General features: G+C 38.0%; 15 protein-coding genes. 3 read left to right on the top strand and 12 right to left on the bottom strand.

Annotation, left to right across the window (positions count from 1 at the left end; translation table 11 throughout):
• From QZ019_RS05870 to QZ019_RS05845, 6 genes are all read right to left on the bottom strand, one after another.
• A partial coding sequence (locus tag QZ019_RS05870) for an AMP-binding protein (protein WP_295483127.1) occupies positions 1 to 1050 on the bottom strand: 1050 nt, incomplete at its 3' end.
• Positions 1047 to 2111 (bottom strand): o-succinylbenzoate synthase, encoded by a 1065-nt coding sequence (locus QZ019_RS05865; protein WP_295483124.1) that lies wholly within the window; start codon positions 2109 to 2111, stop codon positions 1047 to 1049. The genes QZ019_RS05865 and QZ019_RS05870, both read right to left, overlap by 4 nt.
• Positions 2112 to 2120: 9 nt before the next feature.
• Positions 2121 to 2936, bottom strand: coding sequence for a 1,4-dihydroxy-2-naphthoyl-CoA synthase (menB, locus tag QZ019_RS05860; protein ID WP_294566017.1), 816 nt, complete (start codon positions 2934 to 2936; stop codon positions 2121 to 2123).
• Between the two features lie 10 nt (positions 2937 to 2946).
• The gene (gene menD, locus QZ019_RS05855; RefSeq protein WP_295483122.1) at positions 2947 to 4587 is read right to left on the bottom strand and encodes a 2-succinyl-5-enolpyruvyl-6-hydroxy-3-cyclohexene-1-carboxylic-acid synthase; all 1641 of its coding nucleotides are present in this window, start codon (positions 4585 to 4587) and stop codon (positions 2947 to 2949) included.
• A complete protein-coding gene (locus tag QZ019_RS05850; protein ID WP_295483120.1) occupies positions 4587 to 5702 on the bottom strand; it encodes an isochorismate synthase in 1116 nt (371 codons plus the stop codon). The genes menD and QZ019_RS05850 overlap by 1 nt, the downstream gene beginning before the upstream one ends.
• Positions 5703 to 5714: 12 nt before the next feature.
• On the bottom strand, positions 5715 to 6110 hold the full coding sequence (locus QZ019_RS05845; protein WP_295483118.1) for a PaaI family thioesterase: 396 nt from the start codon (positions 6108 to 6110) through the stop codon (positions 5715 to 5717).
• Positions 6111 to 6239: 129 nt separating this feature from the next.
• On the opposite strand from QZ019_RS05845, the gene QZ019_RS05840 reads away from it, so the two are divergent.
• The 3 genes from QZ019_RS05840 to gltS all read left to right on the top strand — a co-directional run bounded on the left by QZ019_RS05840 (position 6240) and on the right by gltS (position 9175).
• Positions 6240 to 7139 carry a 3'-5' exonuclease gene (locus QZ019_RS05840; protein WP_294566029.1) on the top strand — a complete coding sequence of 300 codons (900 nt, stop codon included), beginning with the start codon at positions 6240 to 6242 and terminating at the stop codon, positions 7137 to 7139.
• A 164-nt stretch (positions 7140 to 7303) separates the two neighbouring features.
• Positions 7304 to 7777: a large-conductance mechanosensitive channel protein MscL gene (gene mscL, locus QZ019_RS05835; protein WP_294566031.1), complete on the top strand. Its 474-nt coding sequence runs from the start codon at positions 7304 to 7306 to the stop codon at positions 7775 to 7777.
• Between the two features lie 195 nt (positions 7778 to 7972).
• Positions 7973 to 9175, top strand: coding sequence for a sodium/glutamate symporter (gene gltS / locus QZ019_RS05830; RefSeq protein WP_295483116.1), 1203 nt, complete (start codon positions 7973 to 7975; stop codon positions 9173 to 9175).
• Between the two features lie 254 nt (positions 9176 to 9429).
• Here gltS and brnQ read toward each other — a convergent pair whose 3' ends face one another.
• The 6 genes from brnQ to trpD all read right to left on the bottom strand — a co-directional run bounded on the left by brnQ (position 9430) and on the right by trpD (position 16877).
• Positions 9430 to 10734: a branched-chain amino acid transport system II carrier protein gene (gene brnQ, locus QZ019_RS05825; RefSeq protein ID WP_294566037.1), complete on the bottom strand. Its 1305-nt coding sequence runs from the start codon at positions 10732 to 10734 to the stop codon at positions 9430 to 9432.
• 236 nt (positions 10735 to 10970) lie between these two features.
• Positions 10971 to 11969, bottom strand: coding sequence for a 2-hydroxyacid dehydrogenase (locus QZ019_RS05820; protein ID WP_295483112.1), 999 nt, complete (start codon positions 11967 to 11969; stop codon positions 10971 to 10973).
• Positions 11970 to 12327: 358 nt separating this feature from the next.
• Positions 12328 to 13143 carry a tryptophan synthase subunit alpha gene (gene trpA, locus QZ019_RS05815; protein WP_295483109.1) on the bottom strand — a complete coding sequence of 272 codons (816 nt, stop codon included), beginning with the start codon at positions 13141 to 13143 and terminating at the stop codon, positions 12328 to 12330.
• A gap of 10 nt (positions 13144 to 13153) precedes the next feature.
• On the bottom strand, positions 13154 to 14395 hold the full coding sequence (gene trpB, locus QZ019_RS05810; protein ID WP_294566044.1) for a tryptophan synthase subunit beta: 1242 nt from the start codon (positions 14393 to 14395) through the stop codon (positions 13154 to 13156).
• Between the two features lie 3 nt (positions 14396 to 14398).
• Positions 14399 to 15859: a bifunctional indole-3-glycerol-phosphate synthase TrpC/phosphoribosylanthranilate isomerase TrpF gene (gene trpCF, locus QZ019_RS05805; RefSeq protein WP_295483105.1), complete on the bottom strand. Its 1461-nt coding sequence runs from the start codon at positions 15857 to 15859 to the stop codon at positions 14399 to 14401.
• A 1-nt stretch (position 15860) separates the two neighbouring features.
• A complete protein-coding gene (trpD, locus tag QZ019_RS05800) occupies positions 15861 to 16877 on the bottom strand; it encodes an anthranilate phosphoribosyltransferase (RefSeq protein ID WP_294566050.1) in 1017 nt (338 codons plus the stop codon).
• Positions 16878 to 16917 lie beyond the last annotated feature (40 nt).

Genomic DNA, 16917 nt, shown 5'->3' with positions numbered 1-16917 from the left:
TTTGAAAAATAATGCTTTTAATTGGGCACGATTTATTTTGTTCGTAGCTGTCAGCGGGATCTTATTAATGATTACAGCTTTGGGTTTTTCGTACTTGTTAAGATTTTGATAGGCCTTGTTAAGCAAAGTCTCATTAAGTGCTTGTTCACTTATTAAGATCGCTTCTTCCCCGAATTTTGAACTTTTTCGTGCGGTTACAGCAAATGGGGTCTTAATAACAAGACTCAATTTTTCTTCGATTTCTTCAGGAATAAGTTTAATCCCTCCGGAATTTATAACATTATCAATTCGGCCTTTGATGATAAATCCGTTATCGGTAATTTCAGCAATATCGTTGGTTTCAAGAAGCTGAGAACAGATTTTCGGTGCATCTATTACAAGTGTTCCGCGAGCTGAAAGATTTACGGTTACTCCCGGGAGCGGTTTAAACTCACACTTTTCTTTACTTATACGCTTTAACGCAATATGAGATAAAGTTTCAGTCATTCCGTAGCTGTGGTAAATTTCACATGGAAGAGTAATAAGTTTTTCATATAGATTTTTATCGATAAAACCTCCGCCGATTATAATTTTTCGGCAGCTTGCCATTATTTTTCGGCTGTGCTCGTCTTCTAAAGCGCAGTAAGCCTGCATCGGCGTAATTGCGGCAAAGTCAAGATTCTGCGGAGCGGTTGCAAAAGGGTTTGCAGACGGCTTTTGAGCTATGATTTTAAGGTTTTGATATAAAGCTCTTACAATCACCATTTTGCCCGCGATATGTTCAAGCGGCATGCACAAAAGCACAGTATTTTTTTCTTTTAACCGCAAAAAAGAAACTGTCATGGATGCGCTTGCAAGCATTCTTTGTTTTTCGGCACGAATGCTTTTAGGTTTGCTGGTAGATCCTGAAGTTAAAACTTCTACATAGCTTTTATTGTTATAAAACTCTTCAATAAATTGAGCTGTTTTATAAATGAAGCTGTCTTTGCCGTATTTTATGGCGATATACGGACATAACTTAGCTTCTTTTGCAAACTCAATAGGATAGCTTTCATCGTTTATATAAATCACGATAAAAATTCCTTTAAATTTACTTTATCTAATGCAGATGAATCAAAAGTCATTTGTTCTCCGTTAAGCTTTAAAGCCGGAAAATCCAAATTATCGTCAAATAGCTGGCCGGTTCCTAAACCTTGATGATTAGATAAATTTAAGCTGCCGGTAAATTGAGCTATAACGTTAAGACCGATTGATGATTCAAGAGCTGAGGTGATCCAGTATCCAATCCCATAAGATTGAGCAAGTTTTATCCATTCAATCGTACTTTTAAGACCGCCGTGCAGCGTAGGTTTTAAAACTATAAAGGACGGTTTGATTTGTTCAAGCAGTTTCTCTTTTTTCCTGCTATCGTTTATGCCGATAAGCTCTTCATCAAGAGCGACAGGAATAGGGCTTTCTCTACAAATTTGGCAAATGGCGTCGTATTGCCCGGCTTTTATCGGCTGCTCAATTGAATGAATATCATATTTGGCAAGCTCATGTAGTTTTATTAATGCCTTATCAGGAGAAAAAGCTCCGTTAGCGTCAACTCTTAAGGTTAAATCTTTTTCAGCAAATTCACTGCGTATGAGTTTTAAAAGATCAATTTCTTTTGCAAAATCAATGGCTCCTATTTTGACTTTTATGCATTTAAAACCGTCATTGATTTTTGCAATAATGCGCTTGCGCATGGTTTCATAATCTCCCATCCATATAAGACCGTTTATATTTATGGGAGTAATTCCTTTTGTAAAAGCATTGTTAAACAACAAAAACGATTTACGATCTTCATGCAAAAGAGCGCTTTCAAATGCAAATAATATGGATGACTCGTTTTTAAGTACTGATAGATTAAAGTTTTTGTCAAAATTGGCACGAGCCGTAAAAGCTTCAAGTTTTGCCTCAAAACTTTTTTTATCAGAAAATTCGGCACTAAGCCCGGGAAGCGGAGAACATTCGCCGATGCCTTTTATTTCCCCGTTTTCCTCAATAGTTAAGAAATAACAGTCACGAGTTGTGTAATAACCGCGTGAAGTGCCTGCTTTAAATTTAAAATGAAGCTGTTTACGGTAAAGTTTAAACTCTCTTGTCATATTATTCTCTTAAGGACAGCGTGGTTTAAGGTTAAATTCAGGTTTTCTTTTCTCTAAAAAGGCTCTGCCGCCTTCTTGAGCCTCATCGGTCATGTAATAAAGCATGGTTGCATCGCCAGCGAGTTCTTGGATGCCGGTTTGACCGTCAAGCTCGGCATTAAGTCCTGCTTTAATCATCCTTAAAGCTAAAGGGCTGTGCTCCATCATGGTTTTTGCCCATAAAACGGTTTCATTTTCAAGTTCTGATAAAGGGACAACTTTGTTTACAAGCCCCATATCCAAGGCTTCTTGTGCTGAGTATTGACGGCATAAGAACCAAATTTCGCGGGCTTTCTTCTGCCCTACGATACGAGCTAAATAAGAAGAACCGAACCCTGCATCAAAAGATCCTACTTTAGGACCGGTTTGACCGAATATCGCATTGTCTGATGCTATTGAGAGATCGCACACGACATGAAGAACATGTCCTCCGCCTATGGCATAGCCGTTTACCATGGCAATGACAGGCTTGGGAATCGTTCTGATTTGCTTTTGCACATCAAGAATATTGAGTCTCGGAACACCGTTTTCATCAATATATCCTCCGCGTCCTTTAACATGCATATCTCCGCCTGAGCAAAAAGCTTTATCACCTGCACCGGTTAAAATTATTACTCGAATATCACCGCGTTCACGACAGATATTAAACGCATCTATAAGCTGCATTACGGTTGTCGGAGTAAAGGCATTGCGGTAACGCGGACGATTAATCGTGATTTTTGCTATACCTTCGTAAAAATTAAAAAGAATGTCTGAATATTCTTTAATTGTCTGCCATTGACGCATAACAACCTCTCTAAACATTAATGGAGTTAAGCTCTAATTGTTCTTTGAAAAATTTTAAAGCAGCCATATCTTTTTCTTTGTCAGTAAAGACTTCAATAAATTTATTGCTGCCGTCATTACAGATAAAATCATCAAGTATTCCGATAAAATCTTCGTTATCAGTTACTGTGTATGTTTTAAAACCGCATTCTTGTGCCCATGCTTTACCTGTAGCATTATGAGGAGCGGTTACAAAATTTTTTGCTTTATCATTAAGAGAAAGTCCGGGCAGTGCTGAAAAAATTTCACCGCCTGAGTTGTTAAATAGAATAACGCGTAAATTTTTAGTAAGCTGCGGATTCCATAAGGCATTCATATCATAGAAAAATGACAGATCTCCTATTAAAATAAAATGAAGCATATTCGGTATGGCGCAAGCGGATCCTACAGCTGCCGATAACGATCCTTCAATACCGTTGATTCCACGGTTTGAATGAACATTTATAAATGATGGAACTTTAAAGTAGGATGCGTAGCGTACGGTAGAACTGTTAGCAAGATGCAGATAGCACGGAAAATTGATTTTACTTAAAAACAACTTGGTAATGCCGATTTGGCTAAATGGTATATCAATATGCTCCGGTGCTTTAGAAAAGGCAAAATCTTTTGAGGTTAATCGGCTGTTTATATCAGTAACTGAACACAGATAATTTATCGCTTCTTTAAAAGACGCTTTAACTATGTACTGAAGTTTTTGAAAAACATCATAAACTTTGCCGTCATCATTTATTTCTATATGGGTACAGTCAATTTTTCTTATAAATTGTTTTAACTGTTTTGAAACGATGTGACCGCCAAGGCTTATAACCAGATCGGGAATAAGGTTATTATTTTCAGTCGTTATTTTTGAGAAAATACCGTCTCCAGCGGAAATAAAATCGCAGTGCTGGGCATTGCCTATATGTTCACAGTAAACCGCGTATTTTTTCGATAAAGCTTCTTTGTCATAGATAGTTAAACGGTAATCAATATCATTTTGACCGATAACTACCATGATTTTTTGGTGTTTTTGAATAACCTTTTTAAGGTTGGAAAGCTTAAGTTTGCTTATAACTCTAGCGTCAGGGAGTTTTTCCTCACTAAAAGTGAAAAAAGGATCGCTTATCGGGACATTTAAATGAATCGGAGCAAAAGGTTTTTCATTAAGCGCCAGTAATGCTTCGTTGCAAACACGATTGCACAGCCATTTATCAGTAGCATCTTTTATTTCATTGAGTGTTCCTGAATATTTCACTAGAGAATTAAAAACGTTAGTTTGATTGACAGTCTGTCCATCCATCTGTCCGATCCAAGCAAGGCTTCTATCTGCAGAAATAACTAAAAGCGGTAATTGACGATAAAAAGCCTCTGAAACAGCCGGATGCAGATTTAAAAGTGCAGATCCTGAAGTAACAATAACGGCGCAAGGCTTTTTTAAAGACATAATGATGCCAAGAGCGAAAAATCCGGCCGATCTCTCATCGGTTACTGAGTAACAGGAAATATCTGGGCATTGGGAGATCCCTTGAACAATCGGGATATCACGTGAACCGGGGCATAACACCGCATGTTCGATTTTATGGGCTTTAAGTAAAGCAATAAGTTCTAAAACGTTCTTTTTTTCGGTAAACATTAAATAAGATCTCTTAAGGTTTTAAGTTTATTTTCAGTTTCCTGCCATTCTTCTTCAAGAATTGAGTCTTTAAGCAATCCTCCGCCAGCATATAAAACAGCAGTTTTTCCGTTAAAGAACAAGCATCTTAAGTTAACAAAAAGCTTGAGATTATTTGGAGATATAAGTCCTATATATCCTGCGTAATACTCTCTTTTATAACCCTCATTTTCCAGAATGAATTTTAACGCCTTCTCTTTTGGCAGACCGCAGACGGCTGGCGTAGGATGCAGACTTGATACCGCTGAAAGTCTGTCAGTATCGTTATTTATATTTGCTGAAATTTTGGTAAGCAGATGAACCACAGGTCCCGCTTCATGGGTCGTGGGGGCTGTTGCAGTGACGCTTGTGGCATAAGGCCTGAGTTTGGAAATAATGTAATCCGTAACCAATTGCTGTTCTTTAATGTTTTTTGGTGACCATTCATAATGATTATTTGAGCTTTTAGGCATGGTTCCCGCAAGAGACATCGTCTTTAGAACATTGTCGTCAACTGAGGCTAGAATTTCGGGACTTGCCCCCATGAAAATACCTTTTGAGCCAACTTTTGCTATATAGCAGAATGCGTTTGGATATGTTTTGCATAATTCTAAAAAGCTATAACTCAAGTTCTTTTTAGGAAGACAAAAATAGGGCCTTGATAAAACTAATTTTGCAAAATTTTCTTTAACTAATTCTTGCTTGAATTTTGTGAAAGCCTTTACGTAATCTTTATAAGCTTTATCATTTGCTTTTTTGCAGTCAGATTGGATTTTTTCATTTCCCAAATCATCTGTGCATGATTGAGAGATTATTGTTTTTGCAAAATTTAAATGCGAATAATTTTCTTTGATGAAGCTGTTAAGGTCTTCAATATTTCCTTCAATATGCTTGTAAACTTTAAGATATAAAGGCTTTGATTCAGGATTAAACGGTGCCAGGATAAAAGCTTCTTTGGCATTACTGTTTTGTTGTACTGATAAAAAGTGCATTTTGCTATCTTGCATATGACGAAAGACAACAAAATCCTCATTTGAAGATATCAGCATTTGCAGTGAATTAATAAAAATATCAATGTCTTTTAAAGAAAAAAACATAAAGGATCCGTTTTATTTATTCAGTGTTACCACCATATTGGTGACGCTTGCACGACAAAGAATTTCGTTATTTTTGTTTAAAACCAGAGTGTCAAAAACATGAAGAGATTTCCCGATTTTTACCGGTGTTACTTTGCAGGTAACTGTTTCACCTAATTTGGCTGTTTTTAAATGATTGGCAGAAACCTGAACTCCTAATGCGGTTTTACCGGTATTTTTTAAAAGATGCAAAGATAGGGTTCCGGCACATATTTCGCATAATGCAAGAGATGCTCCGCCGTTTAAAAAACCATGTACCTGACAGGTTCTTTCGTTGACCGGCATTGTTGCAGTTAATTCTTTTTCGGTAATATGAGTAAAAGAAATCCCTAAAAAATCCTGCATTGAAGAAGATACTGACAGTTCCATATACTTTATTACCTGAAGCTAAAATATCGGTATTTTACTCCAATTTTTTAAATATTTAGTCACAAAGACTTTGGTAAAGACTCTTTTAGATTTACCATATGAAAAAGATTTAATTAGGATGATGATTTTATGAGCAACTTAAACTCTGTTTTTCCTTTAGAGCGTCTTGATGAAATTCAAAAGCATCCTGAGGATTTTCGTTTGCTTGAAAGAATTCCATTAACCGTAGACGGCATCAATACTAAATTGCCGATTAAGCTTAACGAGCCGCAAGAAGGTGAACGAGTTCATCATGTTGTCTTCTTGGATACAGAAACCACTGGCATGGACTGTAACCAGGAAAAAATTATTGAGCTTGGCATGGTCCGGGTTACATACTCATTTGATCGCAAAATCATGCTGTCAATCGATAAGATTTATGATGAATTTGAAGATCCGGGTAAAAAAATTCCCTTGGAAATTCAGCAGTTGACTCATATTACGGATGATATGGTGGCAGGTCATAGATTTGACAATGACAAGGTTTCACAAATTCTTGCCGGACGCCCTTTAGTTGTTGCGCATAATGCAAAATTTGATCGGCCTTTTTTTGATAGACGCTTTCCTACTTTAAGTGATTTGTCTTGGGCTTGCTCTTTGTCTGGCGTAAACTGGGATGCTTTAGGGGATAACGGACGCAAACTGGAATTTTTGTGCCAGGTTCGCGGTTGGTTTTATGATGCCCATCGTGCTTATGATGATTGTCTTGCGCTTTTATGGCTTATGCATATAGAGCCCGAAGCTTTTGAGATGCTCATAGGAAGCGCACTGCGTCATGAGTACAAGATTTATGCCGTAGGATCGCCTTTTGATATAAAAGATAAACTTAAAGCTTTAAACTATCGTTTTGATCCTACCCGTAAATGTTGGTACATAAATGTTCAAAGCGAAGATGAAGTTAAAAAGCAGATGGATATGTTAAATCAATACTATGACGCCTCTGCCGCTCAGATCTTGAAATTAAGTGCAAAAAATCGATATAAATCGTAAAAAATAGTGTAGAATACGCACGCGTGTTTAAACCTGATTTTTTGTTGTTTTATAAGTACTTAATACTTTGAAATGGCATAATATCAACGCTTTTGGGGTTTGATGCAAATGTTTATATAAGGTTTAAGCTTAGTTTTTTTTGCACAAACTTTTCAAGGTTAAAAATGAAAGACTTAAAAGCTGCAGGAACTTCCTTCTTACAGGAATTTAAAAAATTTGCAATGCGCGGTAACGTTATCGATATGGCAATCGGTGTCGTTGTCGGTACTGCATTTTCCAAGATTGTTTCATCTTTAGTTGCTGATGTTATTATGCCGATTTTAGGTGTAATCGTCGGATCCGTTGACTTTAAAGATTTGGCAATCACCTTACAGGACAAGACTGATACTCATGAAGCAGTCGTATTGAATTACGGTGCTTTCATTCAAACCATTTTTGATTTCTTGTTAATCGCTTTGTCAATTTTCATTGCTATGAAAGTTTTTATTAACATTCAAAAACGTTTCACTGCTGAAGAAGATGAAGCCAAAGCCAAGGCTGAAGCCGAAGCCGCAGCAGCTGCCGCTGCTAAACCCGATCCTCAGATTGAGCTTTTAACTGAGATCCGTGATTTAATGAAAAACAACGCAGCCAAATAATTATTCAGGTGAGTTGTTATAAATAAAAGAAGCGCTTCGGCGCTTTTTTTATTTAAACGAAAAACTGTTTAAATTACCTTGTGACAAGCCTTACACCTTTAAATTTAATCCCTAATGCGGTATAGTTTGAGGATTGTTTTGATTGTGTAAAATTTTCTTTAGTTTAGTGTTAAGTGAAATTTCGGGGGTTTTATTATGTTTACTTATGAGTTCGGAATGCAGGAAACCCTCGCTATTGCCGTTGCATTGCTACTTCTTGGCAGATGGATAAAGAATCAGATCCCTCTTTTAAAAAGATTTTTTATTCCGGCTCCGGTTATCGGGGGAATTGTTTTTTCAATTTTCACTTTATTCGGCCATGAGCTTGAGTTATTCCAATTTACCTTTGATAACCAATTAAAGAATTTATTAATGCTCGCCTTCTTTACCACTATCGGTTTTTCAGCATCATTCAGAATGCTCGTTAAAGGTGGCATCAGCGTGATGGTGTTTCTTTGTGTCTGTATTGTGTTAATTCTGATACAAAATTGCGTCGGCATCTCTTTAAGCTACATGTTTGATTTAAACCCGCTTATGGGTCTTGCCGCAGGATCCATCGCTTTAACCGGAGGACATGGCACCGCTGCAGCATTTGGCCCTGAGCTTGTTAAAGCAGGCCTTGAGGCCGGTCTTACGGTTTCAGTCGCTGCCGCAACTTTCGGTTTGATAGCAGGCTGCATGATTGGCGGACCGGTCGGAAAAGCGCTTTTAGCACATTATGATTTAAAATCTTTCCGCACCAAGAAAACCACCGATAACGCGGAGATGGTTGAAGGCAAACTTACCAAAGAGCAAAAGAATATCAACGAGTATCTGCTTTTTTCCGCAACTACATTCATTATCGTTTGCATGGGTATCGGATATTTCATTATTCTTGGACTAAATTATTTGAACATCGTTCTTCCTGCTTACTTAGGTCCGATGATGGTTGCCGCGCTGGTGCGCAATGTAATGGATAAAAAGAACCTTGAAATGCCGCTTCACTCCATCAATGTTATCGGCGGTATTGCTCTGCAATTTTTCCTGGCAATCGCTCTTATGACCATGAATCTGTGGGAGCTTGCTTCTTTGGCTATTCCTTTGATTACCATTTTGCTGGTACAAACCTTGGTAATGGCTCTGTTTGCTTACTTCGTTACTTTCAGAGTTATGGGTAAAGATTACGATGCCGCGGTTATTTCAACCGGTCACTGCGGTTTCGGTTTGGGTGCTACCCCTAATGCTATGGCAAATATGGAAACTTTCACCGGAGCTAACGGTCCGTCGCCGAAAGCTTTCTTTGTAGTTCCGATTGTCGGTGCGTTATTCATTGACTTTGTAAATGCGACAATTCTTACTATATTTATTAATATTCTTTAAAAAGAAGATGGCTTGTTTAGCAAGCTGTTAATATGTAATATGCAGTGAAAATGAAAAAGGGATCTTGATGATCCTTTTTTCATGTGCGTATTTTTCCGGAGTTTTAAAAGCAGATTAATTTACGGTGTTTAAAAAATCGTAAATAAGTGAGCTGTGGGGATCTTTTTTACACCGTTGGAGATATCGGCAGCAAAATACTGTCGTGCCGATATCAGTAATTAACAATAGTGGAATAACTGTTAATCTCTTATTCTTTAGACTTTTTTATTGTTTACGGTAAGCTTATCCAGGATGAAGCAGATAACAAATACGATAAAAGACGGAAGCAGCCACGCTAAATTTGAATCATATAAAGGAAGAGTTTTAATTACTGCCTCAGGTAAGATATGCAATCCGGCGCTGTTGCATCCGTCAATAAGCCCGAAAGCTAAAGATAAAAGAGCCGGGGGTGCGATTACGCGTTTTGCGTTGTTAAAGAATCCTGTAAAGAAGCTTGCAAGAACAAGCACGATAAACATCGGGTAAATGGTAATTAAAAAAGGTATTGATACCTTAATTAAATGCGTTAGTCCGAGATTTGATATGAGTGCACCGAAAAGTGAGATGGCAATAACGTAAGTACGATATTTAATTTTGGTGATCTTAGAAAAATAGCTTGAACAGGCACAAGTTAATCCGATTGCCGTAACTAGGCACGCCACAATTATGAGAACGCCTAAAAATATGTTGCCGGCGACACCGAAGGTCATATTAACGTAGGCGGCAAGTACTTCAGCTCCGTTTGTCGATCCGTTTGCGATGTTAAAAGACTCGTTGCCGAGTTTAAACAAACAGACGTAAATAAAAAGCAAGCCAAGTCCTGCAATAGATCCTGAGATAATCGCATAATGAGTTATTTTTTTACGATCATTGACGCCGCGTGATCGAATGGCATCAACAATAACAATTCCAAAAGCAAGAGAAGCTAAAGTATCAAGGGTTAGGTAGCCGTTAATAATTCCTTGGGAGAATGGTTCATTTATGTATGCACCTGTAGGAATTTCGCTTACACCTGCCTCAATGAACCAAGCTGTCAAACACAATATAAGTAAAGCTGTTATCTTGATTGGAGATAAAATTTTTCCTACTGTATCCAGAATCTTGGCAGGATATAAAGCAAACAGAAAGGATATTGAAAAATAAATGACTGAATAAATAGGAAGATATGCTGAAGTATGGGTAAACGGTGTTATTGCAAGTTCATAAGCAACTGTTGCGGTACGCGGAATGGCATATAAAGGACCGATACACAAATAACAAAGGACAGTCATTATAAGACCGAGCTTTATTCCGATGGGAATAGTAATGTACTGCAACACACCGCCTACTCGAGCTAATGCAATAGCTGCTATAACCGGAAGTCCGACTCCGGTCAAAATAAAGCCTATTGCTGCAAGAAGTACGTTGTCTCCTGCCTGTAAGCCGATAAATGGCGGAAAAATGATATTCCCGGCACCGACATATAAAGCAAAATTCGTCATGCCGAGCAAAATTATGTCTTTTAAGCTCAGTTTTGTCATAGGTTTTATTAAAAAATTCGAGTCGCGAGATTATGCCATAAAACACCGCGTTTGCACTAAAAAAGTGAATTAGTACAGCAAAATATAGCAAAATGACTGATGGGTCAAGGAATTTACGACGTTTTTAACAAAGTTTTTACATAAAAAAAGCTCCTTAATTTCTTAAGGAGCAATGACTATGACTACGTCAAAAGAAGACATCGAAAATAACGATGTCAGAGGGTACATGAAAAATCTTAAATATTCTTTACCTCACAACTTAACGGTTTTCCGTCAATGAATTCCTGAACGTTTTCTAAAGTACGTTCTGCAATATTGCTTACTGCTTCATGAGTAAAGAAAGCCTGATGTGAAGTTATTACGACGTTGTTAAAAGACAATAATCTTGCAAGTTTATCATCGTCGATAATATTGTCGGAGTTGTCATCATAGAAGTAATTGGCTTCTTCTTCGTATACATCAAGACCGGCAGCGCCGATTTTGTGCTGTTTTAATCCTTCAATGAGAGCTTCAGAGTCAATGAGTTTGCCACGGCCGGTGTTGATGATCATTACACCAGACTTCATCTTGGCTATAGAATTCTCATTAATTATATAAGTGGTATCTTCAGTTAGCGGACAATGCAGGGAAATAATATCCGATTTTTCGAAAATTTCATTTAAATCCGTATAACGGAAGTTGTTGTTTTTGGCATATTCTTCATCAGGATAAAGATCGTAAGCCAAGACATTGATATCAAACCCCTGAAGGATCTTGATTAATTTTTTGGCAACTTTTCCGGTACCTATAATGCCGGCAGTTTTACCGTGCATGTCAAATCCCATAAGTCCATGCAAGGAAAAGTTTCCGTCCTTGGTGCGAAGATAGGCGCGGTGAATTTTACGGTTTAAAGTAAGGATCAAGGCGCAGGCATGTTCGGCTACCGCATAAGGAGAATAGGCCGGGACTCGTACGACTTTAATTCCGTATTGGGCTGCTGCGTTTAAATCCACATTATTAAAACCGGCGCAGCGCAAAGCAATAAGTTTGACGCCGATGCGGGAAAATTCTTCAATAACTTTTTTATCGGCAAAGTCGTTGACGAAAAGACATACGATCTCTGCACCTTGAGCGAGTGCAGTAGTGTGAATATTTAAATGTGCGCGCTGAAAAACACATTCAAAACCGAAATTTTTATTGGCTCTGGTGAAAAACTCGATATCGTATGAGTGAACACCGTAAAACATAATTTTCATAAAGAATCCCTGTCATAAGACATCAGATCTATTTGCTCTATGTGTGTAATTCTTAAGTATATTTAAATTTAAAAACATGATGTATATCACGTTTTAACAAATTAATTTTTATGTAAACGTTTGCAATGACAAAAAAGCCGGATTAGTGCGTAAAGTTGATAAAAACAGGCTTTGTATGGAAGATTAAAAGAAAAATTAAAAATTTTTAACTTTAACGTTATCTCGTTTTGTATTTTAAAGTCTAATAATATAGATCTGATGATTTTAATGAAAAATGCCTGAAAAAATCAGGCATTAAATTATTCCTCCTCTACACTCATCATACCAATTCAATAAATAAAAGTAAAGTGCTAGAAAATTATTTTTTAGTGGCTTTTTTCATTGCTTTTACATAGTTTTCTATTTCAGCAAGCATTTTGCCTTTATCATGAAGATTATTTTCAATGATTTTCACAACCGCAGAACCGGCAATAGCTCCGTCTGCACCTGCCTCAAGCGCTTCTTTTACATGTTCAGGAGTTGAAATACCAAAGCCTAAAAGAGCAGGGGCAGCATTGTCTTCTTTTAATTTTCTAAGCATCTCTTTGGGCTTTCCTAATGCATTATCAGTACCTGTAATTCCGTAGCGGGATAATGCATAAGTGTAGCCTTGCGAGAGTTCCGCGATTTTCTTTAAAGTAGCATCAGATGCATTGGGCGGAGCAATTAAAATCAAATCAATATCAGCGTCGTTTGCGGCTTTTAAAAAGTTATGCTGTTTATCGACCATTTCAACCGGAATATCCGCAAGCAAAACAGCATCAATTCCGGCTTTTGCCGCATCCTGATAAAACTTTTCCAAACCGCGGACAATTGCGATATTTGAATAGCACAAAATTGAAATCGGTACATCGTTATATTCTGCACGGATTTTTGATATAAGCTTAAAACATTTATCAAGCGAGGCACCGCTTGATAATGCACGTTTATCAGCAAGTTGAATGGTGACGCCGTCAGCGCAGGGATCGGAGAATGGAATTCCAAGCTCCAAGCCGTCAGCCCCTGCGTTAATCAAGGTCTTTAAAATATCGTAGGAGATATCAAAATTCGGATCACACAAGGTGACAAAAGGAACAAAAGCACCTTCTTCAGCCTGTTTTAAACGTTTAAAGCATTCGGTAAAACGATCGGTCATTTTTGTCTCCTTATAATAAATCTTTGTTGCCGGCGATTTTTTCGATAATGATATTGCCGTGTTCATCAATGCATCCTTTTTGCTCAAGAATGTCATTGACGCTGAAGATGTCTTTGTCGCCGCGGCCTGAGAGATTTACGACAAAAAGTTGTTCTTTATCAGGATTCTGGCGAATCATTTTAATGGCGTAAGCTAAAGCATGGGATGATTCAAGCGCCGGAATGATTCCTTCATGACGGCTTAAAAGAGAAAAAGCTTCAAGTGCTTCTTCATCAGTAACGGAAACATAGTTCACGCGGCCAATGTCTTTTAAGTAAGCATGCTGCGGACCTACTGACGGGAAGTCAAGGCCTGCAGATACCGTATAAGATTCATTTATCTGACCGTCTTCATTTTGCAGATTATAAGAATAGGCCCCGAAAAAGATACCTTCTGAGCCTTTTTCTAAAGTGGCACCGTGGAAGTCGGTATCAAGACCTTTGCCGGCGGGCTCAACACCGTAAAGAGGAACGTTGGTATCAAGAAAATCAGTAAACATGCCGATAGCATTTGAACCGCCGCCGACACAAGCAAAAACAGCGTCAGGATCTCTTCCTTCGAACTCGCGGATTTGCTTTCTGGTCTCAATACCGATTATCTTTTGAAATTCACGGACTATTGTTGGAAAAGGATGGGGGCCTGCGGCAGTTCCAATCATGTAATGAGTATGTTCAAAATTTGCGGCATAATCACGCAGTGCTTCATTGCACGCATCTTTTAAAGTACCGGAGCCTGATTTAACTTCTTTTACTTCCGCCCCCATAAGTCGCATTCTAAAGACATTGGGTTTTTGACGCTTTGCGTCAACGACACCCATATAAATGGTGCACTTAAAGCCCATTAACGCACAGATTAAAGCGGTTGCGACACCGTGCTGTCCTGCTCCGGTTTCAGCGATAATACGGGTTTTTCCCATTCTCTTGGCTAAAAGAGCCTGACCTAAAACCTGATTGGTTTTATGGGCACCGCCGTGCAGCAAATCTTCACGCTTAAGATACAGTTTAGTTTTGGTTCCGCGGGTAAGATTTTTGCAAAGCGTAAGTGCGGTAGGGCGACCTGCGTAATTTTTAAGAAGATCGTTTAATTCTTTTATAAATTCAGGATCTTGTCTGGCAGTAACAAAAGCTTCTTCAAGTTCATCAAGAGCCGGAATTAATACTTCAGGTACGTACATACCGCCGAATTTACCGAAAAAAGGATCTAAACGAGACATTTGTTACTCCTTGATTTCATTAATTCTGTTAAAAAGTTCGCGGACTAAAACAGGATCTTTTTTACCTGGTGCCGATTCCAAACAGGAATTACAGTCAACGCCGCAAAAATTAAGAGTAAGTATTGAAGCTATATTTGAAGGTCCTATTCCTCCGGAAATAATGGTTTTATCCTTATTTATGAAGTCGGGAATAAGACTTTTATCAAATTCTTTACCGCTGCCGGGGTTTTTACTGTCTAAAAGAAGATAATCAGCTGTGGCCGCATACTCTTTAAACAGCACAAGATCCTCATGGCTTAAGCTTTCATTCATACCTAAAGCTTTAATGATTGTAAGCTGTGGACATTTTTCGTGCAAAGTCTTTATATAATCAGGGCTTTCTTTTCCGTGTAATTGCACAAATTTGAGGCAAAGTTTAGATGCAATTTCAGTAACAGAATTGATTTCTGCATCCTTAAATACACCGCAAAAGTTAATTTTGCTTTTATATATTGGGTTTAAAGCCAGTTCTGCTGCTTGCTCTAAATTGATGCAACGAGGGGATTTCTCGGCAAAAATTAAGCCGGCAAGAGAAAATTTATTGTTGATTGCAGTTTCAATTCCTTCTTTATCAGTTAAACCGCAAAGTTTGTTGAATCCGTATAAAAGTGTATTCGCTTTTATATCAATATCAATTTCAGAACACAGGGCGGAGCCTATTAAAAAGTTTTTAAGCGGCAGCATATTGACTATATCCCTATGGGTTTTGATTCCGGACTCGCTAATTACCACAGTATTATCCGGAAATAATGGATAAAGTTTTTTGGCATTATTTAAATCGATTTTTAAAGTGCGTAAATCACGATTGTTGATTCCGACAATGTCTATATGATGTTCAATTGCAAATTTTGCTTCAACTTCATTGGATACTTCGGTAAGAACATCAAGATTTAATGTTTTAGCAAATTCATAAAGCTCTAAAAATTTATCAAAGGTTAAGACGCTTAACATTAAAAGAACAGCGTCAGATCCGATTTTTTTAGCAATTTCTATTTGTTCTTTGGCAATTATAAAGTCTTTGCATAAAAGCGGTTTTTCGGTAAGTTTGCGAACTTGCTTTAAGTACTCAAAAGATCCTTTAAAGAAAAACTCTTCTGTAAGAACAGATATCGCATCAGCCCGATCGTTATAGCAGGACACGATTTTCTCAAGATTAAAATCGGGACAAAAATCTCCAAGACTCGGTGAAGACTTTTTGCACTCTAAAATAAAATGGCGCTTATTGCCTTCAAAGGCACGTTTAAACTCGTGTGGTTTACGCTTAACACAAGCATTGTCGCTTAAAGATGCGTTATATTCTTTAATTGCAGCTATATTTTCTACTTTTTTGTTGATAATAGCGGCTAAGACCGTATTATCAAGACTTTCTATGTTTAGGCCGTCATATTTAAGAGCGGCGGCGCTTAATTTTTGTGCCTGCAACATCTTATTTGTCCTCGGTATAAGAGCATAAGCGGCAAAGCTTTTCTAAACCGATGCCAGATTTAATTACCGATAACGCTGCGTCGTAGCCTTCTTTAAAAGAGCTTACGCGATCGGCAAGATACAAAAGTGCAGAGGTGTTAACGGCAATTGCCGCATTTTGCGCGTCGGTTCCTTTACCTTTAAGAATATTCAAAGCGATAGCGGCGTTATCTTCAGGGCTTCCGCCTTTAAGATCGTCTTGAGTGTACTCATCGGTTATACCGAAAGTTTCTTTGGTCATAAAACCGGTAATTACCGTACCGTCTTCTTTAAGTTCAGCATAATGCGTAATACCGAACGGTGCGATTTCATCCATACCGTTGCCGTTTACGCATAAAGCTCTTTTAATTCCGGTTTTATACAAAGTCTTAGCCATTAAAGGTAAGAGTTCTTTGTCATAAACGCCTAAAAGCTCGTAATCAGGATGAGCTGGATTTGTTAAAGGTCCTAAGAGATTGAAAATAGTTCTGGTCTGAAGACTTTGACGCACGGGAGCTGCGAATTTCATCGCCTTGTGATAAGTCTGAGCGAACATAAAGGCAAAGCCTTCTTTTAACAAAAGCTCAGCGCTTAAATCAGGCGTTAAATTTAAGTTGTAGCCTAGTGCTTTTAACAAGTCAGAAGCTCCGGTTTTTGATGAAACCGCGCGGTTGCCGTGTTTGGCGATGTAAAGACCTAAGCAGGAGGCGAAAATAGCGCTTAAAGTTGAAATATTAATGGTATTAAGGCAATCGCCGCCGGTTCCGACAATTTCGCCGATTCTGATTTGCGGACGGGGAAATTTTTCTGCGGCATCAAGCATGGCAAGTGCAGCTCCGGCAATTTCGTCCTGATTTTCACCTTTAATTTTTAAGGCGGTGATAAGTGAGCTTAATTGAGCTTCATTAAGTTTGCCTTTAAATATTTCAGCAAAAACATCACGGCTTTCGGTTTCGCTTAATGAGCTGCCTTGGTAGAGTTTATTGAACTGGTTTAACATTTTTATATCCCTCTTAAAATTCTTTTCTGATCTTAATTAA

The sequence above is a fragment of the uncultured Succinatimonas sp. genome (assembly GCF_905203285.1).
Lineage (GTDB): Bacteria > Pseudomonadota > Gammaproteobacteria > Enterobacterales > Succinivibrionaceae > Succinatimonas.
This window is presented reverse-complemented; position numbering and strand designations above follow the sequence as displayed.